The following is a 19,892-nucleotide window of genomic DNA, read 5'->3' as shown; positions in this document are numbered from 1 at the left end:
AGAAATGTCGAGACCCGGCTATGCTGCCTCGGACCACCGCCCCCGACCCCCTTCCGATGTCCCCTTCCGACCGTTTGAGGATGCTGATGCTTCGACCCGGATCGTCCCCCGGCAGACGGCCCACCGCGCCCCCGCCCGGGTGGCTGCTGCCCATGGCCGTGCTCGCCGCCGCCGCGGTGGCCGCCGTGGCGATCGCGGTCTCCGGCGCCCGCCCCGAGGTGATCTGGAGCGGCATCGCCGCCACGGCCGCGGTGGCCCTGGTGGCCGCCGAGGCGGGCCGCCGGGGCCGGGCGCTGTCCCTCCTGCGCCGCGAACACGCCCGCCAGACGGACGAGTTGCGCCAGAAGATGCTCCGGCAGGACGCCACCATGGTCGCCCTCTCCCGGCAGGAGCTGCCCGCCGCGCTGGCCCGCCTCCAGGCGACCAACTCGGTCGACACGGCGATGCACGCCTACGAGTCCAGGGACCCGATGCTCAGCCCCGAGTACCGGGCCGCCCGGGACGAGCTGCTGCACCGCGTCCTGCGGGCCGTCGACGAGGAGACCGCCCAGCGCGAGGCCTCCCAGCGCGCCTTCGTGAACATCGCCCGACGCGTCCAGGCGATCATCCACCGCCAGGCCCGCGACCTGCGCGAGATGGAGGACCGGCACGGCAACGACCCGGCCGTCTTCGACGACCTGCTGCGCCTGGACCACGGCAACGCCCTGACCGGCCGCCTCGCCGACTCCATCGCCGTCCTCGCCGGCGCCCGCCCCGGCCGCCAGTGGAGCCGCCCGGTCGCGCTCTACAGCGTGCTGCGCGGCGGCATGTCGCGCATCCTGGAGTACCAGCGCGTCTCGCTGCACCCCACCCCCGAGGTCGCCGTCATCGGCCCCGGCGTCGAACCGCTCATCCACGCGGTCGCCGAGCTCCTCGACAACGCGACCCGCTACTCCCCGCCGCACACCCACGTGCACCTCACCGCCTCCGAGGTGCAGACCGGGATAGCGGTCGAGATCGAGGACGGCGGCCTCGGCCTCAGCGAGGACGGCTACGCCCGCGCCGAGGAGGTCCTGCGGCACGCGCAGGGCGAGTTCGACCTCAACGACCTCGGCGAGACCCCGCGCCTCGGCCTGGCCGTCGTCGGGCGGCTGTGCCGCGCGTACGGCTTCCAGGTCACGCTGCGCCCGTCCGCGTACGGCGGCATCCGCGCGGTGCTGGTCGTGCCGCGCGAGCTGATCACCACCGCGCCGGCCACCGGTCGCGCGCACGGCATCGGCTCCATCTCCGGCCCGCGCCCGCTGCCGGCCAACCAGCCGCGGTCCAAGTCCTCGTCGCGGCCGTGGGGTCCGCCGCCGCTGTCGGTCAACAGCCCGGCCTTCGCCAACTCCCCGTGGGCCGGCACCGGTCCGATGCCCAACGGCCCGGTCCCGTCCGGTCCGGTGTCCTCCGCCCCGATGACATCGGGCCACGTGCCGGCCGGACCGATACGGGCGAACGGGCACGGGCCCGGACCGATGGCCGACCTGCCGGTGGTGACCGAACGCGGCGCCAACGGGCTGCCCCAGCGCCGGCGCCACCGCCAGACGCTCGGCCGCACCGGCTACCCGGCGCCCGCGCGGGACACCGCGGGACCGGCCCCGCAGCCCAAGGAGACGGCCAAGGAGCCGGTGCAGCCCGGCATCTGGCTCACCGCCTTCCTGGAGGGCATCAACGGCGAGGCGTCGCCCCCCGGTTCGGGCGAGCGCCCCGGCGGAGCCGACCAGACCAGAGACAACACGGCAGGGAAAGGCGAGCAGTGATTCAGCAGCGCACCAACATGGACTGGATGCTCAAGGACCTGGCGCTGAGCGTCCCGTACGCCCGGCACGTGATCGTCCTGTCCTCGGACGGCCTGCGGATGGCCCAGTACGGCACCGACCCGGACGCCGCCGACCGTCTCGCGGCGGCCTGCGCCGGCCTGCAGAGCCTGGCGACGGCGGTGGCGCACGAGTTCCCGCACGGGGACGGCGGGATGCGGATGGTCGTGATCGAGGTGAGCGGCGGCTTCTTCTACATGATGGCGGCGGGCTCGCGCGCGTACCTCGCCGTGCTCGCCGACGAGGGCGTCGACGCCGGGCTGGTGAGCTCGCAGATGCGCGACCTCGTCGCCCGGATCGGCGAGCACCTGACCACGCCGCCGCGCAAGGGCGAGCAGGTCGCATGAGCGAGCGAAAGGTGGACTCATGACTGACCCCGGCCCCGGCGGGCGCCGGGACGACGACGACCCGGAGCGCCTGTACGTCATCACGGGCGGGCGCAGCGGGCCGGCCGGGCCGACCCCGTTCGACCTGGTCACCCTGATCGTCACCCGCAGGGACCCGCGGCCCGGCATGCAGCCCGAGCACGCGGCGATCCTGCGGCTGTGCACCTCACCCCTGTCCGTCGCCGAGATCTCCGCCTACCTGCGGCTGCCGACGAGCGTGGTGACCGTGCTGCTGGCGGACCTGCTCGACGACGAGCTGATCGAGGCCCGCGCCGCCGTACCCCCGGCGGACTTCCCCGACCGTGCCCTCCTGGAGGCGGTGATCCATGGACTACAGCGACTCTGACACGCTGGTCGGGCCGGCGGCCTCGGACCTGCTGCCGGCCTCCGCGACCTCGGCGGTCAAGGTCGTGATCGTCGGAGGTTTCGGGGTCGGCAAGACGACCCTGGTCGGTTCGGTGAGCGAGATCCGTCCGCTCACCACCGAGGAGACGATGACCCAGGAGGGCGAGGGCGTCGACGACGTCGCCGGGGTCGAGCGCAAGACCGAGACGACCGTCGCGATGGACTTCGGCCGGATCAGCATCAGCGACGAACTGGTGCTGTACGTGTTCGGCACCCCCGGGCAGGAGCGGTTCTGGTTCCTGTGGAACGGCCTGTTCGAGGGCGCGCTCGGCGCGGTGGTGCTGGTCGACACCCGTCGGCTGGAGGTCAGCTTCGAGGTGATCGGGCGGCTGGAGGACCGGGGCGTGCCGTTCGTCGTCGCGATCAACGGCTTCCCGGACTCGCCCGCGCACCCGGTCGAGGAGCTGCGGGCCGCCCTCGACCTGCCGCGGGACGTGCCGATCGTCACCTGCGACGCCCGGCGGCGCGAATCCTGCCGGGACGTCCTCATGGCCCTGATGCGCTACCTGTACGACTGCGCCGCGAAGCGGGCGTGAGCCGCCGCCCCGTCCGGTCCGGCCCCTCCCCCGCCCGCCCGGCCGTTCCACCTTCCCTGTCCGTTCCGATCCCGTCCGATCCCGGAGACCCTGTGACAACTCCGCACTCCGACAGTGCACTTCCCGACGATCTCGCGGTGGCCCCGCCGCCCGGCTGCCCCGCGCACGGCCGCCCCGAGATCGGCCCGATCGGCCCGAACGGCGTGCGACGCCTGTACGGGCCCGAGGCCGAGGCCGACCCGTGGGCGGTGTACGAGAAGCTCCGCGCCGAGCACGGCGACGTGGCGCCGGTGCTGCTGTACGGCGACGTGCCGGCCTGGCTGATCCTCGGCCACGCGGCGAACCTCACGGCGATGCGCACGCCCTCGCTCTTCTCGCGCGACTCACGGCTGTGGACGAAGTTCAAGGACGGGACGGTCGGCGCGGACTCGCCGCTCATGCCGGTCGTCGCGTGGCAGCCGCTGTGCGTGTTCGCGGACGGCGAGGAGCACCGGCGCCTGCGCGGTGCCCTCAACGACGGGCTCGGCGGCTTCGACCACCGGGGCATCCGCCGGCACGTCATCGGCTTCGTCGACGCCATGGTGCGGGACTTCGGGCGCACCGGGCACGCCGAGCTGGTCAGCCAGTTCGCCGAACACCTGCCGATGCTGGTCCTGACGCAGCTGCTCGGCATGCCCCGCGAGTACGGTCCGCGCCTGGTCGACGCGGCGCGCGACCTCATGCGGGGCACCGCGACGGCGATCGAGAGCAACGAGTACGTCGTCGCGAGCCTGCGCCGGGCCATCGAGCGCAAGCGCGTCGAGCCGGGCGACGACCTGGTCACCTCGCTCATGCGGCACCCGGCCGGGCTCACCGACGACGAGGTCCTGGAGCACCTGCGGGTCGTGCTGCTGGCGGCCAACGAGACCACCGTCAACCTGATCGCCGACACGCTGAAGATGGTCCTCACCGACCCGCGCTTCCGCGCCAGCCTGTCCGGCGGACACATGACCCTCGCGGAGGCGCTCGACCAGGTGCTGTGGGACTCCCCGCCGATGATCCTGGTGGCCGGCCGGTGGGCCACCGGGGACACCGAGCTCGGCGGGCAGCAGATCGAGGCGGGCGACCTGCTCCTCCTCGGGCTCGCGGCGGGCAACTTCGACCCGGTCGTCCGGCCCGACCGGAACGCGCCGCTGCACGGCAACCGCTCCCACCTGTCCTTCGGCAGCGGCCCGCACGAGTGCCCCGGCCAGGACATCGGCCGCGCCATCGCCGAGACCAGCATCGACCACCTGCTCACCCGGCTGCCGGACCTGCGGCTCGCCGAGGAGGAGAAGGACCTGGACTACACGTCGGCGTGGCTGGCCCGCCACCTCGTCGAACTCCCGGTCGAGTTCACGCCGGTGATCCTGGAGGAGGCGCCGGCTCCCGAGCCGGAGCCGACGCCCGAGGTGGAGGTCGAGGCCCTCGCCCCTGAGCCGCCCGTCGCAGCGGAACCGGTGGCCGTCACCATCCCGCACCAGCGCGGCGGTTGGTGGAGCAGGCTGACGGCGTTCATCCGCCGCTGACCTCCGCCGCCGATGCCTCTGCCCCCGGCCCGCCACCGGGGGCAGAGGCATCGGCGGCGTCTCCCCCCACGGGCGACTTCGCGCCTGCGTGCCTGCGACCCCGACCGCGTGACGGGCCGGGGCGCGGACCGGGCGACCGGACAGCGCCCTCAGTCGTCCCAGGCGTCCGCGCGGGAGCGTTCCAGGGTGAACGTGTCGACCGGGGTGAGGTCGCCGTGCGGGCCGTCGAAGGTGTAGTAGGTGACCTTCATCCGGGTGCGGCCGCCGCGGCGGTCGCCCGGGTCGACGTCGAAGGCCGCGAAGCCGTGGGTGTGTTCGCGGTCCTGGACGGCGGCCCACGGGGCGTCCTCCGTCACCCAGACCGACTCGCGGTACGGGGCGCCCGGGGCCGGTTTGGGCTCCAGTGCGACGACGACGCGGCCCTGCTTCGTCTCGAACAGGTCGTCCTGGGTGGTCGCGGCGTTCCCGCCGGCGCCGATGACCATGTGGACGGTGCCGTGGTCGGTGTCGGCGAAGTCGGGGTCCGTCCCGGACGGGACCGGTGTGCGGACGTCGTTGGGGAGCGTCCCGCGGACGGGGTGGGAGCGCTCGTAGTAGTGCTCGTGGCCGCTCACCACCAGGTCCACGCCGTACTCGTCGAACAGCGGGCCCCAGGCCTCGCGGATGCCGAGGTCGCTGCCGCTGCCGTGCTTGGACGTCGAGATCATCGGGTGGTGCATGCAGACGACGATCCAGTCGATCGCCCGGCTGTTCCTGGCGGCCCGCAACTCGCGTTCCAGCCAGCGCTCCTGGGCGCCGCCCGAGTAGCCGCGCAGGTAGATCTCGCTGCTGTTCTGGATGGCGACGTCCTCGTTGGCGAGGCTGATGAAGCGCACCGCGCCGACCGTGAACGCGTACCACATGCCGGCCGTCTCCTCGTCGGCGGAGGCGGCGGACTCGGGCAGGTCGAAGTACGTCTGGTAGCCGAGGGCGCCGATCGGGCCGTTCCCGCTCTCCGTCTCGTGGTTCCCGGCGCACGGCATCCACGGGCGCAGCCGGGTGGAGCGGCTGTTGGAGATGAACCAGTCCGCCCACGTCCCGGTGCGGCTCTGGCCGTGCCGGCCGCTGTAGGAGGCGTAGCAGAGGTCGCCGTTGACGAGGTTGAACAGCGGGCCGACGCGTTCGACGGCGGCGACGATGTCGGCGGAGGCCGGGGATCCGATCTGGCTGCTGGTGTACACCGGGTACTTGCCGAGCGGGGAGGGGACGCCGTCGGGGAACTCGACCTTGCGGCGGAGGTTGGGCGTGCCCTGGTCGCCGAAGCTGGTGAAGGTGAAGGCGGCCCGGCCGCGCGGCGCGGTCGTGAAGGACCCCGTCTCGGGGTTGGCGCCGTCGTGTCCGGCGGCGTACAGGTACGTGGTCGCGGCCCGCAGCCCGGTGAGGCGGGCGTGGTGGACGTACACCTCGTCCTTGGAGAGCGCGTCCCGGTAGGTGCGCGTCTCGGCCTCGACGACGCGTCCGAGTCCGCCGTCCGGCGAGCCGACCCGCACGTGGGGGCGGCGGACGGACTGCGGGGTGATCCAGGAGACGGTCATCTCGCCGGAGGGGTCGTTGCCGAACTGGAGGTGGATCCCGCTCACGCTCGGCGCCCCGAGCCGGTGCGGGGTGGACTGCAGGAGCGGCGTGGGCGCCGCCGTGGCGGACGTCGGCGCGGCGAGGCCCGCGACGAGTGCGGCCCCGGCCGCCGACGATCCCTTGAGTAACTGTCTGCGTGCGATGCTCACGGACTCCCCCTGTGTCACCCGGGCCATTGGTGTCGCAGAACTTTACTCGCATGTTCATGTCATGGCGATGGTGTGAGCCCGCCCGATTCACGGCGGCCGGCCGGAGGGCCCCGCGGATCCGCCGGTAGCCTTGATCGCCTCATCAGGCACGGAGAGCGGGAGAACGAGTGGTCAGGTCGGCGCTGAAGTGGATCGACGGGACCGATTTCGGCTACTACGCCCTGTGCCCGGAGCCGTACGTCGCCTCGTGGGACGGCACCGAGGCCGTGAACGCTTTCGGCGACTACGTCTCGCGGGTCGACCTGCCGGGCCACGGCGACGTGTTGGTCCTGGGCGGGGAGCCGCTCCCCGCGACCTACTTCGCCGAGCACCTGACGTTCGCCCGCTGGTACACGGCCGAGGACGACCTCGGGCTGGCGCGCGCGGTGGAGCGGGCGATGGACTCGGACGGCTGGGAGGACGCCTGCGAGGTTTCGCTCGACGGGGACTACCGGCTCGTGGACTGCCTGGTGGCCGGCGAGGACGTCACCGAGGCCGACTCGATCCGGGTGCACCTTCCCGAGGGCCGCTACGTGGTCCGGTCGCTGTTCCTCGACGTCTCGCCCGAGGAGCAGTTCATGCTGGAGCGGCTGGTCAGGCTCTGACCCCGGCTCCGCCGGCGGCCTCCGCCAGGGCCTCGCGCAGCTGTAGGACCGTCGGGGCGCCGGTGACTCCGCCCTCCGGCGTGCGGTAGAGCCGGCCGGCGACGGACACCGGGGCGCCCGGCCGGCGTCACGGCTTGCGGGCCACGCCCGCGTAGGCCGACACCTCGTGGTCCGCGAGGGCGGGCTCGTCGTCGAGCTCGGGGCGCCAGCGGTTGATCAGGGTCACGCCGGGGTCGTCGAGCTCCAGGCCGTCGAAGAAGCGCTCCACGCCGGCGCGCGTGCGCAGGTGGTTCTCTATGCCGGCCTCGGAGTACCGCTTCGAACCGATGGCCACCAGCTCGGGGATCGTGTCGGCGGTGCCGGCGGTGAGGGCGAGGAAGCTGCCGGACGGGAGGGCGTCGAGGAGCTTGCGGACGGGCGGGTGCGCCGCCTCGTCGGAGAGGAAGTGCACGAGGTTGACGAGCATCAGGGCGATCGGCCGGTCGAAGTCGAGCGTGCCGGCGACCGCCGGGTCGGCCAGGAAGTGCTCCGGGTCGCGGAAGTCGCCCTCGACGTAGGCGGTGCGGCCCTCGGGCGCGCTGGTGAGCAGGGCCCGGGAGTGGGCGAGCACGATCGGGTCGTTGTCGACGTAGACGATGCGGCTGGTCGGGTCGACGGACTGGGCGACCTCGTGCAGGTTGGGCCCGGTGGGGATGCCGGTGCCGACGTCGAGGAACTGGCGCACGCCGTGGGTTTCGGCGAGGTGGCGGGTCATCCGGTGCATGACGGCCCGGGCCGCGCGGGTGGCGGTGCGCGAACCGGGCCACTCGGTGAGGATGCGGTCGCCGACCTCGCGGTCCACCGGGAAGTTGGTCTTGCCGCCGAGCAGGTAGTCGTAGACCCGGGCGGGGTGGGCGCGGTCGGTGCGCAGGTCCAACGAGGGCAGCGGCTCCGCCGGCTGCTCCGACGCCCGCAGGCCGAGCCAGTCGCCGGATTCGTCGCGCTGTGCCATGGTTCCTCCCGGGATGACCTCTTCGGCCGTTTCGGTTGCGGAAGATGACCGAACGTCAGCCGGCTTCGGACTGTACACGACCACCTGCGGTGCGGGGGCGGGAGTTCCGGATCGCGGCGGTGAACGCGGGAACGCGCAGGACGGTGAAGGTCGCGAGCAGCGGCCCGAGCGAGCAGAGCGTGACGTAGAAGGGGATCACGCCGAGGCGGTGGTGGCCGTTGAGCCACTCGGCGAGCAGCGGGAAGGTGCCGCCGAACGCCGCGATGGTGGCCGCGTTGACGACGCCGACGCCGACGGCCCGCACGGCGGTCGGGAACAGCATGCCGGTGAAGACGTTGAGCGTGCCGAGCTGGGTGGCGACGAGCATCCCCAGGACGACGGCCACGAGTTGGAAGGACAGCCAGCCGTGCCGCATGGCGGCGAGCAGCGGCAGCACGAGCACGACGGTGAGGGCGAAGGCGGTCCGCATGACCGGCAACAGGCCCACCCGGTCGGCGAGTACGCCCCCGAGCAGCATGGTGGCGAGGACGACGGCGAGGACGACCGTCATGAAGGAGGCCGCCTCCTCCTTGCCGATGACGCCGTAGGCCGCGGCGTACTGCGGCAGGTAGACCAGCGCGAAGTAGTAGCCGATCGTGCCGCCGAGGGTGTGCAGGAAGACGGTGAGCACGGCCCAACGGTGGCGGCTCACCGTGTCGAGGAACCCGGGGCGTCCGCTCTCCCCGCCGGCCCGGCCGCGGTGGAACTCCTCGCTCTCCGGCGCGGCCCGCCGCACCCACACGGCGGCGAGGCCGAGCACGGCCGCGACGACGAAGCCCCAGCGCCAACCGCCGTGCTTCAGCCCCTCCTTGCCGAGGGTGTGGAGCAGCACGGCCAGGACGCCGTACGAGATCAGCGAGCCGATGATGATGCCGCCGTACGACACCGAGCTGAACGCGAACCGGTGGCGCGGCGGCGCGGTCTCCGTCACGTACGCGGCGACGGTGGGCGTCTCGCCGCCGAAGGCGAGCCCCTGGACGACGCGCGCGGCGACGGCGAGGACGGCCGCCCATACACCGATGGTCTGCTGTCCGGGCAGGAGCGCGATCCCGAGGCTGGCGGCGGCGATCACCGACATGCTGAGCGTGAGGCCGAAGCGCCGCCCGCGGCCGTCGCTCAGCCGGCCGATGAGGAACGAGCCGACCGGCCGCGCCACGAAGCCGACCGCGAAACCGACGTACGCCGCGAGCAGCCCGCTCACGCCGCCCTTGCCGTGGCCGAAGAGGTCCGCCGCGAAGTACGGCGCGAGGACGGCGTACACGTTCCAGTCGAAGGACTCGACCACCGATCCGACGGTGGCGGCGGCCAGTTGACGCCGCCGTCCGCCCGCGGCCGGTGCGGGGTCGCGCAGCGGCAGGGCTGCGGTCTGATCTGTCATGGCCACAGCGTCCCACTGATCGACAAGGCTGTGAATGGAGTTCGCGACAACCGGCGCGGCGCCCTCCCGGCCGCATGCGAACGGTGGCGGGCCGCACTTCGTCGCCCTTTGTCCGGCTTCTGCCGCGGACCCGGGGGCGGGAAGGACCCTCCCCGTACGATCGATGTCGCAGGCGAATGATATGTGTGTGCGCGTGAAGAACCTCCGTCCCTCGCGACGCGCCACCCTGCCCGTGGCCGTCACCGCCGCCCTCGGTGCGGCACTCCTCGCCGGCTGCACGAGCTCGGGCGGCGGCACCACCGCCGCCTCCGGCACGCCCTCACCCAGCGCCACCACCGCGGCGACGCCGACCGCCACGCCGACCCCGACGCCCAGGCCCACCGGCGCCGCCGACCCGGCGCTCAAGGCGTTCTACGGCCAGCAACTCGCCTGGGCGGCCTGCCCGCCGGACCCGAAAACCGGCACGACGGACGACTCCGCCCTGCAGTGCACCACCCTCAAGGTGCCGCTCGACTACGCCAACCCGGCCACCGGCACGCTCGACGTCGCCGTCGTCCGCGACCCCGCCGGCAAGCCCGACCAGCGCGTCGGCTCGCTGCTCCTCAACCCCGGCGGCCCGGGCGGCTCCGGGGTGAACATGGTCAAGGCCGGTGCCAAGCAGTCCAAGGGCACCACGCTGCACGACCGCTTCGACATGGTCGGCTTCGACCCCCGCGGCGCCGGCGCCACCAGCCCGATCAACTGCCTGGACGACCACGCCCGCGACGGCTGGCTCACCACCGACCAGCCCGGCGACGACCACGGCAAGGCGCTCGCCGACGCCTGCCAGGCGAAGTACGCGAGCGTCCTGCCGTACGTCGGCACCCGCAACACCGCCCGCGACATGGACGTCCTGCGCGCGGCCCTCGGCGACCAGAAGCTCAACTACCTGGGCATGTCCTACGGCACCTACCTCGGCTCGCTCTACGCCGAGGAGTTCCCGGACCGCGTCGGCCACCTGGTGCTCGACGGCGCCACCTCGCCGTCCACCAGCCTCGTGCAGCACAACGTCGAGCAGCAGGCCGGCTTCGAGCGCGCCCTCAAGGCCTTCGCCGCCGACTGCGCCGGCAAGGACGGCTGCCCGCTCGGCCAGGACCCCGACCGGGCCCCGCAGAAGCTCGCCGACTTCCTCGACGGCCTCAAGGACAAGCCGCTCACCACCTCCGACGGCCGCACCCTCACCGCCACGGCCGCCTGGAACGGCGTGCTCGACAACCTGTACGGCGGCGAGCGGGACTGGAAGCCGCTGCGCGAGATCATCAAGGCCGCGATGCGCGGCAAGGGCGACTACCTCTACCAGCTCGCCGACGGCGCCTCCGGCCGCGACAAGGACGGGCACTACAAGGCCTCGGCCGACGCGTACACCGCGATCCACTGCGCCGACGGCGCGACGAACACCCCGCCCGCCGACCAGCTCCAGGCCGCGCTCGCCGACCTCGCGACCAAGGCGCCGCTGGTCAGCAAGCACAACCCGGCGGCCGCCCTGTTCGACCCGGACTGCCGCACCTGGCCGGCCGCCTCCGCCGAGAAGCCGCACGCGGTCAAGTCGGCCGCCACCAACCCGATCGTCGTCGTCGGCTCCACCGGCGACCCGGCCACGCCGTACGCGTGGGCGGAGAAGCTCACCTCCGAGCTGGGCAACGCCGTCCTGCTGACCCGCGAGGGCGAGGGGCACACCGGGTACGGCGCGAGCAGCTGCATCCGGACCGCCGTCGACGCCTTCCTGGTGGACGGCACCGTCCCGGCCGCCGGGACGCGCTGCCCGACGTACGCATCGGCCGGCTGACCGGCCGGCCGACCGGCTGACGGACTGACGGGTTGACCGGCTGACGGACTGACACCCCACGACCTGGGAGGTGCCGCGCATCGCGGCACCTCCCAGGCTTTTCTCATCCCCGCCCCCGGGAACGATCTGTCATGTGCACGCTATTGTGGGCCGATCCAACAACTTTCAACGACCCAGGTGACACCTGATATTCCACCAGAGAAGGCCGGGGGGCCATGCCAGCTGACTTCGATCCCGGCCCGCACGCCGACGACGCCCGTGCGGGCCTGCTCTACCAGGGCGGAGACGTCGAAGAACTCCACGCCCTGGTCAGCGCCCACTTCTCGCCCCACCGCCTGCGCGTCGTCGACCACGACCGGCGCGCCGACGGCCAGTTCCGCCGGATCTGGGCCGGGCCCGTCTCGGTCTACGACCTCGGGTACGGCACCGCCGTGGAGATCGACCCGGGCGAACTGGCCAGGTTCTACAACGTCCACATCCCGCTCGCCGGCCACGGCACCGTCACCGTCGACGGCACCGAACTGCCCACGACGCTCAGCATCGCCGGGCCCGGCCAGCGGCTCGCCATGGCCTGGAACGGCGACAGCCTCAACCGCGTCGTCCTGATCACCCGCCAGGCCCTCGACGACGCCCTGGCCGTCCGGCTCGGCGACACGCCATCGGGCATCACCCGCTTCGACCCGGTGCTCGACACCGGCTCGGGCACCGTCGCCGCGTGGCTGAGCACCGTGCAGAGCTTCACCCGCTCCGCCGAGTCCGGCCTGCTCGACGCCTCACCGCTCGCGCGCGGACACTTCGAACAGCTGCTGGTCCACGGCCTCCTGGACGCCCAGCCGCACCGGATCAGCCCCTGGTCGGGCCCGGACCGCGCGGCACCCGCCGGAGCCGTCGGCCGCGCCCTCGCCTACTGCAGCGACCACGCGCACGAACCGATCTCGGTCGCCGACATGGCCGTGGCCGCCCGGGTCAGCGTGCGCAGCCTGCGGGCCGGCTTCCGCAGCCGGCTCGGCACGACCCCGCTCGCCCACCTGCGGAACGTCCGGCTGGAGGCGGCCCACCGCGACCTGCTCGCGATGGCCCGTGGGGAGGCCACCGCGAGCACCGTGACCGAGGTCGCCCTGCGCTGGGGCTTCACACACCTGGGCCGCTTCGCCGAGACGTACCGCAAGACGTACGGACGGACGCCGTCGGCGGTCCTGCGCGAGAACCGGCCCCCGCGAGAACGCATCCATTAGACCGTCCGCGCCCGGCGGGGCACTATCCATCCACGGCAGCGGCGGAGCGGCCGCGGATGGATAGCCCGCCCGGACCCGGCCAGGTAAGCCTTGCCTCACGGGAAAGGCCGCAGTGCGCCGTCGGTCGTTCGTGCGCAACTCCTCGGCGCGGCACGGCCCGTCGTCCGGCACGACCCGTCGTCCGGCACAGCCCGTTGTCCAGCAAGGCCCGCTGTCCAGAAAGGGATGCCCCATGCCGATGAGTCGTAAGGTCCCCGGCGCTCTCGCCGTCCTCGTCCTCACCGCCGGCCTCGTCGCCACCGCCCCGAGCGCCGGCGCGGCGCCCGGCATGCGGGAGGCCTCCGCCAGGCCGGCCGTCACCGCCGACTGCAGCGTGCACGGCGACGGCAGGCTGTGGTGCGGCAACAACGCCGGCGCCCGGGCCTTCGCCGACCGCTCCTACCGCTCCGCGACCCGCGGCACCCTGGTGGGCGGCTACAACTGGTTCGACTGCTGGGGCCACGGCGACACCCACCCCGGCGGAAACGACATCTGGTACTGGACCCAGACCGACCAGGGCCCGTGGGGCAACGTCCCCGCCGTCGACGTCTTCACCTCCTCCGACCCGGCGCCGGGCCTGCGCCAGTGCTGACCCGCTGACGGATGCTCGCCCGGCCCGTGCCGCCCCTCCCGTCGCGGGGGGGCGGCACGGGCTCTCACTACTGCCCCGGCGCTACGCCCGTTCCGGGGCGGCCAGTTCCGAGACGAGGGCCGAGCGGGGCTGCGGGATCTCGCCGTAGTCCTCGTCGTCGGAGGTGACGGTGAGGCGGTTGATCGCCGCCTCCAGGGCGGTCGGCAGCTTCGGGTGGAGTCCCTCGTGGCAGCGGGCGAGGATGTCGTGGCGCACGTCGTCCGGGAACAGCGGCTCGGTGGCCCGGAGAGGACGGTGCTTGCGGCGCGGGGCGGCCGCGAGGCGCTCCGCCTGGTCCCGCCAGTAGGCGGCGTCCCGGGGCTCCCCCAGCCGCAGGTGGTGCAGGTGCAGCAGGTACGCGGCGGTGGAGCTGCCCGAGCCGGCGGCGAACTGCCACCAGAACTGGGCCGGGTCGTCCCGGCCGGTGACGGCCAGCAGGCACCCGAAGACCAGCGCGCCCTCGGGGTGGATGCGGTGACTGTTCACCAGCAGGTCCAGCGAGCGGCCGGCCTGCGGCGCGCCGAGCACCAGCGCGGTGGCCAGGTCCAGCTCGTGGGCGGCCTGTTCGTGCTCGGACGGGAACGGCGCGGGCGCGGCCGTCACGCGGTCCGACAGGGACGGCGAGGCGGCCAGCGCGCACGGGACGACCGTGACGTGCCGGGCCCCTTCGTGCCTGCCCCCGTCCACCCAGCCCAGTAGTCGTCCGTACGCCGCCCCCGTCATCGTTCCTCCCCTTGACATGCTTCCAGTACCACGAGCCGCCCCGACGCGAAGTCCGGCCGCCCCACCGCCCGCGCGATGCGGCGGTGGGCCTGGCGGCGGTGCGCGCGCAGCGTCGCGGGCGGGATGCCGAGGTAGGCGGCGGCCTCCTCGTCCGCCAGGCCGAGGCAGTAGGCGAGGACGACGGCGTCCCGCTGGCGCTCGGGCAGGGCCAGGACCGCGCCGAGCAGTGCGAGCTGTTCGGCGAGGGTCTCCGGGCGCAGGCCGGCCCGGTGGCAGAAGCGGCCGATCGCGGCGTCCATCGCGGCCGTCTGGACGGCGGCCGGTTCGCCCTGCGCGGCGAGCCAGGCGGCGAGGTGCTCCTTGAGCAGGCGCCAGGCGTAGGCGGCCGGGACCTCCTGGCGCAGCGCGAGCGCCCAGTTGCGGTGCAGGTGCTCCCGGGTGCGGCGGACCACGAGGGCGGCCGCGTCGCCCTGCGGGCCGACCTGGGTGCGGGCGAACGCGATCCAGGCGGGCTCGTGGGTGCCGCAGAAGGCGTCGAAGGTGAGTCTCAAGCGGGCGCCCCGGTTGATGGTCATGCCGTGGACCTTCCCGTGTGGTCGAAGGGGAACGTGCGCGCCCCCGTGACACATGCAAGCGCATCGGGGGGCTCGTCGTGCAATGGCGGCGCGCGGATCCGGCGGAGCGGACGGAAAAGTAGGACTACGGACGGAACTGACGGTTCCTCACCTATTCTTGGGCCCCGGGCGTCGTGGCGAAGGGGGAGCCGTGGGGACGGGCAGTGACGGTGCCGAGGTGGATCTGCAGCTGTACCGGGCGCATTCGGCCCGGATGTACGACTACTTCCTCGGCGGCACCACCAACTTCGCGCCCGACCGCGAGGCGGCCGGGCGGGCGATGGCCGTCTTCCCGTGGGCCCGCACCGCCGCCCGCGCCAACCGGGCGTTCATGCACCGCTCGACCCGGCTGCTCGCGGACCGCGGCATCGACCAGTTCCTCGACGTCGGCACCGGCATCCCGACCTCGCCCAACCTGCACGAAGTAGCCCAACGAGTGAATCCGCGGGCACTCGTCGTCTACGCCGACAACGACCCGATCGTGTACGCGCACGCGCAGGCGCTGCTGCACTCGACCCCGCAGGGCCGCACCGCCTACGTCCAGGCGGACGTCCGCGAACCGGAGGCCATACTGCGCTCGGCCGAACTGCGCGACACCCTCGACCTCGGCCGCCCGGTGGCGCTCAGCCTGGTCGCGCTGCTGCACTTCGTGCCGGGCGAGGACGACGCCCACGCGATCGTCGAGCGGCTCAAGCGGGCCATGCCCGCCGGCAGCGCGCTCGTGCTCAGCCACGGCACTCCGGACTTCGCCCCCGCCGAGACCGAGCGCGCCGCGCAGGTCTACCAGGCCGCCGGGACCGCGGTACGGATGCGCACCCGGGAGGAGATCGCCGGCTTCTTCGACGGCTGGCAGCTGCTCGACCCGGGCCTCGTCGCCAGCCACCGCTGGCGCCCGGACGCCGGCGAGGACGGCGGGGGCGGCGAGGACGGCGCCGGCCCGGGCGGGGCGACGGACGCGCAGGTCTCCGCCTACGCGGCCGTCGCCGTCAAGCCCTGAGCCCGGGCCGGTGATCAGCCCGTCTTCCCGACGGCCTGGGTCAGCCACGCGAACACCGACGGCACCATCGGCTCCCACGTGGACGTCAGGTGCGGCCCGTTGACCTCGACCGGGGTGACGGCGGTCGGTGCCTTCGCGGCCTTCTGCAGCGCGACCGCGTCCTCGTAGCCGTCGCCCTTCTTGCCCGTCACGTACAGCGCGACGTCCGGCGGGGTCTGCGCGTGCTGCAGCATGTAGAGCGGGTTGGAGACCTCCCGCAGGTGCGCGTCCTTGGCGGTCAGCGAGTCGTTCTCGCCCATCGGGTCGTTGTAGCCGGACATGCTCACGGCCGCGTGGAAGCGGTTCGAGTGCGCGATGCCGAGCCGAGCCGCGCAGTGCGCGCCCGCCGAGTAGCCGGCCACGGCCCAGTTCTCCGGGCCGGGCTCGGCGCGGAAGTTGTCGAGGACCATCTGCGGCACGTCACGCGCCAGCCAGGTCTCGGCGTTGACCTTGCCGGGCACGTCGGCGCAGCCGGTGTCGACGTGCCCGGGGAGCAGCACGACGCGCGGCGAGACCAGGATGAACGGCGCGACCTGACCGGACTTCATCAGCGGCGCCAGCTGCTTGGAGACGTTCATGCTGCCGAACCAGGCGCTCGACGAGCCGGGGAAGCCGGCGAGCAGTTCGACGACCGGGAACTTCTTGTCCTTGTAGGCCGGGTCGTCGTACTGCGGCGGCGTCCAGACCAGGACCTCGCCGTCCACGCCGGAGACGCGGCCCTTCAGGTCGGTCGTCTTCACGTCCTTCGGCACGGCCTTGTCGTCCACCGGCCCGAACTGCTGGATCACCCGGGGCTGTCCGGGCGCGTTCGCGGCCGCCGTCGCGTCCCCCGCGGGCGGCACGGGCACGGCCCGGACGTGGTTGCCGGTGCCGAGCAGGTCGTCCCAGCCGCCGTAGAGGTGGTTGTCGTTGTTCACCATCACGAACACCAGGGTCACGGCGGTGACCTGGGCGAACACCACCATCCCGAACCGCGCCCCGAACCGGAGCGGCTGCGGCCCGCGCACCCGGTTCCAGAAGTACATCAGAAGGCCTATGGAGAGCGGGACGAGGACGAGCGAGAGGACGAAGAAGGGCGTGCCTGTCAGTTTCACACCCTTGTTGACGGTGAGAACGCGCGTCCGGTTGCCTCTCGTGGATCAAGCCTTGGAAGACCTTCGGCGGCGAGAGACGGACCGGTCGCCATCAGGCCGTCTCAGCCGGGGAATCCCGGCACCACCAGGCCCGATTCGTACGCGATCACCACCGCGTGGGTCCGGTTCTGCGCACCGAGCTTGGTCAGCACGTTCCCGACGTGCGTCTTCACCGTCTCCAGGCCCACCCCGAACGACTCCGCGATCTCCGGGTTGGACAGACCCGTGGCCATGAGGCGCAGCACCTCCTCCTCCCGGTCCGTCAGAGCCGCCCGGGGCAGCGCCTCGGCGGAGTTCAGCGGGCGGGCGGTGACCATCTGCCGCAGGGCCGCCGGGAAGACGATCGCCTCGCCGGCCGCGACCACCCGCACCGCCTCCGCGATCTCGGGCACCGGGAACCGCTTGAGCACGAAGCCGCAGGCCCCGGCACTGAGCGCGGCGGTGACGTACCCGTCGTTCTCGAAGGTGGTGATCACCACGACCTTCGGCGCTGCCTCCGGACCGGCCAGCAGGCGCCTGGTCGCCTCGATGCCGTTGAGGCGCGGCATCCGCACGTCCATCAGGACCACGTCCGGCCGCAGCCGCTGCGCCTCCTCGACCGCTTCGACACCGTCGGCGGCCTCCCCGACGACCGCGATCCCCTGCTGGGCCGAGAGGAGCACGCGCAGACCGCTGCGAGTCACCGCGTCGTCGTCCGCGATCAGGACGGCGACGGGGGCGACGGCGGGGGCGGGGGCGCTCACATCGGCGCTGGTCAGGGCAGGCGTGCCGGTGTCCGAAGCGATCATGACGACGAGCGTACCGGCAGCCGGACGGCGAGCCGCCAGTGCTGCGGTCCGGCCGGCCCGGACTCCATCTCGCCGTGCAGCAGCCGCACGCGCTCCGCGAGTCCGGGCAAGCCGTGCCCGGAGGTCGGGAAGGCCCGGCGGCCCGCCCCGCCCCTGGGCCCGGGACCGACCCGGTTGACCACCCCGAGCTCCAGTACGCCCGGCGCCGCCGCCACGCGGACCCGGACCGGACCGCCGGCCCCGTGCCGCAGCGCGTTGGTCAGACCCTCCTGCAGGATCCGGTACGCCGCCCGGGACAGCGTCCCGTTCACCTGCGCCCACTCGCCGGAGAGCTCCGGCTCCACCACCGCGCCCGCGTGCCGCAGCCGTTCGAGCAGCTCGGGCAGGTCGGCCAGGGTCCGTGTCGGGGCGGTCGGCGCGGCCTCCTCGCGCAGCGCGCCCAGCACGTAGTCCAGGTCCTCCAGCGCCGACCGGGCCGACTCCTCGATGCCGCGCAGCGCGGCCCGCGCCGCCACCGGGTCGGTGGCGAGCACCTCGCCCGCCACCGCCGCCTGGATCGTCGCCGCCGTCAGGGTGTGCCCGATCGAGTCGTGCAGCTCGTGGGCGAGCCGGTTGCGTTCGGCCAGCCGCCGTTCCCGCTCGGCCGCCAGCGCGAGCCGTTCCGCCGGTGACGGCCCGAGCAGCCTCGGCGCGAGCCACCGCAGCGCCTGCGTCACCGTCACGCAGCCCACCGCCGCCAGCAGCAGGCACACGAGCGCCGCCACCCCGCGCGACCAGGCGCCGTCCGCCCGCACCGTCCGGCCGAAGAGGCTCAGCCCCGCGTCGGCGCCGAGCGGGAGGGTGAGGGCGGCGAGGAGCAGGAGACCGCTCACCATCGTCCCCATCCATCCGAGGGCCACGTGCAGCAGCAGCCAGAGCGGAGTCCGGAGGCGATCGGCGGGGACGGGCACGGGAGGATTCGTCCCCGTGCCGGGTGGGGCCGCGCGCCGACGGATGACCACCGGATCCGGCAACGGCACCTTCAGCGCCCACCGGGCGCACGCGACCAGTACCCGCCGCGTCGTGCGTGCCAGCCCGACCGTGCCCACGAGCGCGGCCCAGGCCACCAGGGTCACGACGACCTGCGCCGCGTAGGGAGCGGACCGCCACGCCAGCGCCGGGAGCATCGCGAGGGGCAGCAGCGGAAGGCTCACCACCGCACCGCAGATGGCGAACAGCGCACCCGAGTACGTGGAGCCGCTCAGGAGCGGCCGGATTCCCTTGATCATGATCTGACCAGTATCGCGGTCGTGATCCACCGGGGGCCTCCCCCGATCGGGGGAGCGCCCTTTCCCGCTCTCCCGGGATGTGCTCCGGGAGGTCCGCGGACCAGGATCGTCCCATCCACCTGATGGGAGAACCCCTGTTGAACGCGCACGACACCCGGGCCGCCGGGACGCCCCTGCACCACACCCCGCCCGCCAGGAACGGCCTGGCCGTGGCGGCCGTGGTGCTGGGCACGGCGAGCCTGCTCACCTCGGTCGCCTTCATCGGCGGCCCGCTCGGCGTGATCGGCCTGGTCCTGGGCATCGCAGCGCTGCCGAAGGCCCGGCGGACCGGCACCGGCCGGGGCGCGGCCGTCACGGCCGTGGTGACGTCGTCCCTCGCGATCGTGGTGTCCGGCCTCGTCGCAGTCTTCTTCGTCTGGTACGCCAACCGGACGCAGGCGTGCTATCAGCCCGACAGCTTCCACCAGTACACGGAGTGCGTACGCCAACACCTCTCCGGGAACTGACCGGCCGCCGACCTGGTGCCGTGGCCCCCGGGGCCGTGTCCCCGGGGGCGGGCGAGTCGTTGTCCGTCCGGCCGGTCGCCGTCCCCGAGGGAGCACTCCCATGCCCAAGCCCCGCACCACCGCTGCTGCCGCCGCCGCGACCCTCGCGCTGCTCGCCCTCGCCGCGCCGGCCACGGCGGCGCAGGCCCGGACGACGACGGCGAACTGGCTGAACGTCGCGGTCTTCGCCGGCTCGGACGACAAGCAGCTGATCGGCCGCGACAGCACCACCCTGCACTGCGCCGACGACGGCTCGGCGACCGGCCACCCCCACGCCGCCCAGGCCTGCCGGGACCTCGCGGCGGCCGACGGCGACATCGACCGGATCGCCCACCGGAACGGCCTGTGCCCGATGGTCTACAGCGCCGTCACCGCGAAGGCGTACGGCACGTGGAACGGGCGGCACGTGGAGTACAGCAAGACCTTCGGCAACGACTGCGTGATGAAGGCCCAGACGGGCGCGGTCTTCGACCTCTCGGCCCCCATCGCCGAGTGGGTCCCGTAAAACCGCTGGTGGAACGGGCCGAA

The 19,892-nt window shown here is 73.4% G+C and carries 20 protein-coding genes; 12 read left to right on the top strand and 8 right to left on the bottom strand.

Annotation, left to right across the window (positions count from 1 at the left end):
- Positions 1-86 precede the first annotated feature (86 nt).
- From ACFVU9_RS12265 to ACFVU9_RS12245, 5 genes are all read left to right on the top strand, one after another.
- Complete coding sequence (locus ACFVU9_RS12265) at positions 87-1,781, top strand: ATP-binding protein (protein ID WP_387592715.1); 1,695 nt, start codon at positions 87-89, stop codon at positions 1,779-1,781.
- A complete protein-coding gene (locus tag ACFVU9_RS12260; protein ID WP_329925671.1) occupies positions 1,778-2,185 on the top strand; it encodes a roadblock/LC7 domain-containing protein in 408 nt (135 codons plus the stop codon). The genes ACFVU9_RS12265 and ACFVU9_RS12260 overlap by 4 nt, the downstream gene beginning before the upstream one ends.
- Before the next feature lie 19 nt (positions 2,186-2,204).
- Positions 2,205-2,570: a DUF742 domain-containing protein gene (locus ACFVU9_RS12255; protein ID WP_380435393.1), complete on the top strand. Its 366-nt coding sequence runs from the start codon at positions 2,205-2,207 to the stop codon at positions 2,568-2,570.
- On the top strand, positions 2,551-3,165 hold the full coding sequence (locus ACFVU9_RS12250) for an ATP/GTP-binding protein (RefSeq protein ID WP_380435392.1): 615 nt from the start codon (positions 2,551-2,553) through the stop codon (positions 3,163-3,165). The genes ACFVU9_RS12255 and ACFVU9_RS12250 overlap by 20 nt, the downstream gene beginning before the upstream one ends.
- Before the next feature lie 137 nt (positions 3,166-3,302).
- Positions 3,303-4,712 (top strand): cytochrome P450, encoded by a 1,410-nt coding sequence (locus ACFVU9_RS12245; protein WP_380490630.1) that lies wholly within the window; start codon positions 3,303-3,305, stop codon positions 4,710-4,712.
- A gap of 149 nt (positions 4,713-4,861) precedes the next feature.
- On the opposite strand, the gene ACFVU9_RS12240 is transcribed toward ACFVU9_RS12245, so the two are convergent.
- A complete protein-coding gene (locus tag ACFVU9_RS12240; protein ID WP_387592678.1) occupies positions 4,862-6,475 on the bottom strand; it encodes a purple acid phosphatase family protein in 1,614 nt (537 codons plus the stop codon).
- A 167-nt stretch (positions 6,476-6,642) separates the two neighbouring features.
- On the opposite strand from ACFVU9_RS12240, the gene ACFVU9_RS12235 reads away from it, so the two are divergent.
- Entirely contained in the window at positions 6,643-7,119 is a 477-nt protein-coding gene (locus ACFVU9_RS12235; RefSeq protein ID WP_387592676.1) for an Imm21 family immunity protein, read from the top strand.
- 127 nt (positions 7,120-7,246) lie between these two features.
- On the opposite strand, the gene ACFVU9_RS12230 is transcribed toward ACFVU9_RS12235, so the two are convergent.
- Positions 7,247-8,110: an SAM-dependent methyltransferase gene (locus tag ACFVU9_RS12230; protein ID WP_387592674.1), complete on the bottom strand. Its 864-nt coding sequence runs from the start codon at positions 8,108-8,110 to the stop codon at positions 7,247-7,249.
- A gap of 55 nt (positions 8,111-8,165) precedes the next feature.
- Positions 8,166-9,527, bottom strand: a complete 1,362-nt coding sequence (locus ACFVU9_RS12225) for an MFS transporter (RefSeq protein WP_380490621.1) — start codon at positions 9,525-9,527, stop codon at positions 8,166-8,168.
- A gap of 193 nt (positions 9,528-9,720) precedes the next feature.
- On the opposite strand from ACFVU9_RS12225, the gene ACFVU9_RS12220 reads away from it, so the two are divergent.
- The 3 genes from ACFVU9_RS12220 (at position 9,721) to ACFVU9_RS12210 (ending at position 13,218) form a co-directional block, all read left to right on the top strand.
- Complete coding sequence (locus ACFVU9_RS12220; RefSeq protein WP_387592671.1) at positions 9,721-11,352, top strand: alpha/beta hydrolase; 1,632 nt, start codon at positions 9,721-9,723, stop codon at positions 11,350-11,352.
- 215 nt (positions 11,353-11,567) lie between these two features.
- Positions 11,568-12,587 (top strand): AraC family transcriptional regulator, encoded by a 1,020-nt coding sequence (locus tag ACFVU9_RS12215; protein WP_380490616.1) that lies wholly within the window; start codon positions 11,568-11,570, stop codon positions 12,585-12,587.
- Between the two features lie 232 nt (positions 12,588-12,819).
- On the top strand, positions 12,820-13,218 hold the full coding sequence (locus tag ACFVU9_RS12210) for a hypothetical protein (protein WP_380435384.1): 399 nt from the start codon (positions 12,820-12,822) through the stop codon (positions 13,216-13,218).
- Positions 13,219-13,299: 81 nt separating this feature from the next.
- Here ACFVU9_RS12210 and ACFVU9_RS12205 read toward each other — a convergent pair whose 3' ends face one another.
- Together ACFVU9_RS12205 and ACFVU9_RS12200 are read right to left on the bottom strand one after the other, a co-directional pair.
- The gene (locus tag ACFVU9_RS12205) at positions 13,300-13,980 is read right to left on the bottom strand and encodes a hypothetical protein (RefSeq protein WP_387592667.1); all 681 of its coding nucleotides are present in this window, start codon (positions 13,978-13,980) and stop codon (positions 13,300-13,302) included.
- Entirely contained in the window at positions 13,977-14,555 is a 579-nt protein-coding gene (locus ACFVU9_RS12200; protein ID WP_380435382.1) for a sigma factor-like helix-turn-helix DNA-binding protein, read from the bottom strand. Before ACFVU9_RS12200 ends, ACFVU9_RS12205 begins: the two co-directional genes overlap by 4 nt.
- A 217-nt stretch (positions 14,556-14,772) precedes the next feature.
- Between ACFVU9_RS12200 and ACFVU9_RS12195 the strand changes: the two genes are divergently transcribed.
- Positions 14,773-15,591: an SAM-dependent methyltransferase gene (locus ACFVU9_RS12195; RefSeq protein ID WP_387592664.1), complete on the top strand. Its 819-nt coding sequence runs from the start codon at positions 14,773-14,775 to the stop codon at positions 15,589-15,591.
- A 14-nt stretch (positions 15,592-15,605) separates the two neighbouring features.
- Here the strand turns inward: ACFVU9_RS12195 and ACFVU9_RS12190 are convergent, their stop codons facing one another.
- The 3 genes from ACFVU9_RS12190 to ACFVU9_RS12180 all read right to left on the bottom strand — a co-directional run bounded on the left by ACFVU9_RS12190 (position 15,606) and on the right by ACFVU9_RS12180 (position 18,819).
- Positions 15,606-16,724, bottom strand: coding sequence for an alpha/beta hydrolase (locus ACFVU9_RS12190; RefSeq protein ID WP_387592661.1), 1,119 nt, complete (start codon positions 16,722-16,724; stop codon positions 15,606-15,608).
- Positions 16,725-16,825: 101 nt separating this feature from the next.
- Positions 16,826-17,551, bottom strand: a complete 726-nt coding sequence (locus ACFVU9_RS12185; RefSeq protein WP_387592658.1) for a response regulator — start codon at positions 17,549-17,551, stop codon at positions 16,826-16,828.
- The gene (locus ACFVU9_RS12180; protein WP_387592655.1) at positions 17,548-18,819 is read right to left on the bottom strand and encodes a sensor histidine kinase; all 1,272 of its coding nucleotides are present in this window, start codon (positions 18,817-18,819) and stop codon (positions 17,548-17,550) included. Before ACFVU9_RS12180 ends, ACFVU9_RS12185 begins: the two co-directional genes overlap by 4 nt.
- 122 nt (positions 18,820-18,941) lie before the next feature.
- Here ACFVU9_RS12180 and ACFVU9_RS12175 point away from each other — a divergent pair, with 122 nt between their 5' ends.
- Together ACFVU9_RS12175 and ACFVU9_RS12170 are read left to right on the top strand one after the other, a co-directional pair.
- On the top strand, positions 18,942-19,325 hold the full coding sequence (locus ACFVU9_RS12175; protein ID WP_387592652.1) for a DUF4190 domain-containing protein: 384 nt from the start codon (positions 18,942-18,944) through the stop codon (positions 19,323-19,325).
- A 100-nt stretch (positions 19,326-19,425) separates the two neighbouring features.
- Entirely contained in the window at positions 19,426-19,869 is a 444-nt protein-coding gene (locus ACFVU9_RS12170) for an SSI family serine proteinase inhibitor (protein ID WP_387592649.1), read from the top strand.
- The last annotated feature ends 23 nt before the right edge of the window (positions 19,870-19,892 follow it).

The organism is Kitasatospora sp. NPDC057936 (assembly GCF_042887525.1).
Classification (GTDB): Bacteria; Actinomycetota; Actinomycetes; order Streptomycetales; family Streptomycetaceae; genus Kitasatospora.
The sequence above is the reverse complement of the archived record's forward strand: the minus strand, read 5'-3'. Positions and strand labels throughout refer to the sequence as shown.

What these genes read in the sequence shown, in the direction of transcription:
- ACFVU9_RS12265 (WP_387592715.1), top strand. Translation starts at nt 87, where the DNA reads ATGCTTCGACCCGGATCGTCCCCCGGCAGACGGCCCACCGCGCCCCCG.
- ACFVU9_RS12255 (WP_380435393.1), top strand. Translation starts at nt 2,205, where the DNA reads ATGACTGACCCCGGCCCCGGCGGGCGCCGGGACGACGACGACCCGGAG.
- ACFVU9_RS12250 (WP_380435392.1), top strand. Translation starts at nt 2,551, where the DNA reads ATGGACTACAGCGACTCTGACACGCTGGTCGGGCCGGCGGCCTCGGAC.
- ACFVU9_RS12230 (WP_387592674.1), bottom strand. Translation starts at nt 8,110, where the DNA reads ATGGCACAGCGCGACGAATCCGGCGACTGGCTCGGCCTGCGGGCGTCG.
- ACFVU9_RS12225 (WP_380490621.1), bottom strand. Translation starts at nt 9,527, where the DNA reads ATGACAGATCAGACCGCAGCCCTGCCGCTGCGCGACCCCGCACCGGCC.
- ACFVU9_RS12215 (WP_380490616.1), top strand. Translation starts at nt 11,568, where the DNA reads ATGCCAGCTGACTTCGATCCCGGCCCGCACGCCGACGACGCCCGTGCG.
- ACFVU9_RS12210 (WP_380435384.1), top strand. Translation starts at nt 12,820, where the DNA reads ATGCCGATGAGTCGTAAGGTCCCCGGCGCTCTCGCCGTCCTCGTCCTC.
- ACFVU9_RS12205 (WP_387592667.1), bottom strand. Translation starts at nt 13,980, where the DNA reads ATGACGGGGGCGGCGTACGGACGACTACTGGGCTGGGTGGACGGGGGC.
- ACFVU9_RS12200 (WP_380435382.1), bottom strand. Translation starts at nt 14,555, where the DNA reads ATGACCATCAACCGGGGCGCCCGCTTGAGACTCACCTTCGACGCCTTC.
- ACFVU9_RS12185 (WP_387592658.1), bottom strand. Translation starts at nt 17,551, where the DNA reads ATGATCGCTTCGGACACCGGCACGCCTGCCCTGACCAGCGCCGATGTG.
- ACFVU9_RS12180 (WP_387592655.1), bottom strand. Translation starts at nt 18,819, where the DNA reads ATGATCAAGGGAATCCGGCCGCTCCTGAGCGGCTCCACGTACTCGGGT.
- ACFVU9_RS12175 (WP_387592652.1), top strand. Translation starts at nt 18,942, where the DNA reads ATGGGAGAACCCCTGTTGAACGCGCACGACACCCGGGCCGCCGGGACG.
- ACFVU9_RS12170 (WP_387592649.1), top strand. Translation starts at nt 19,426, where the DNA reads ATGCCCAAGCCCCGCACCACCGCTGCTGCCGCCGCCGCGACCCTCGCG.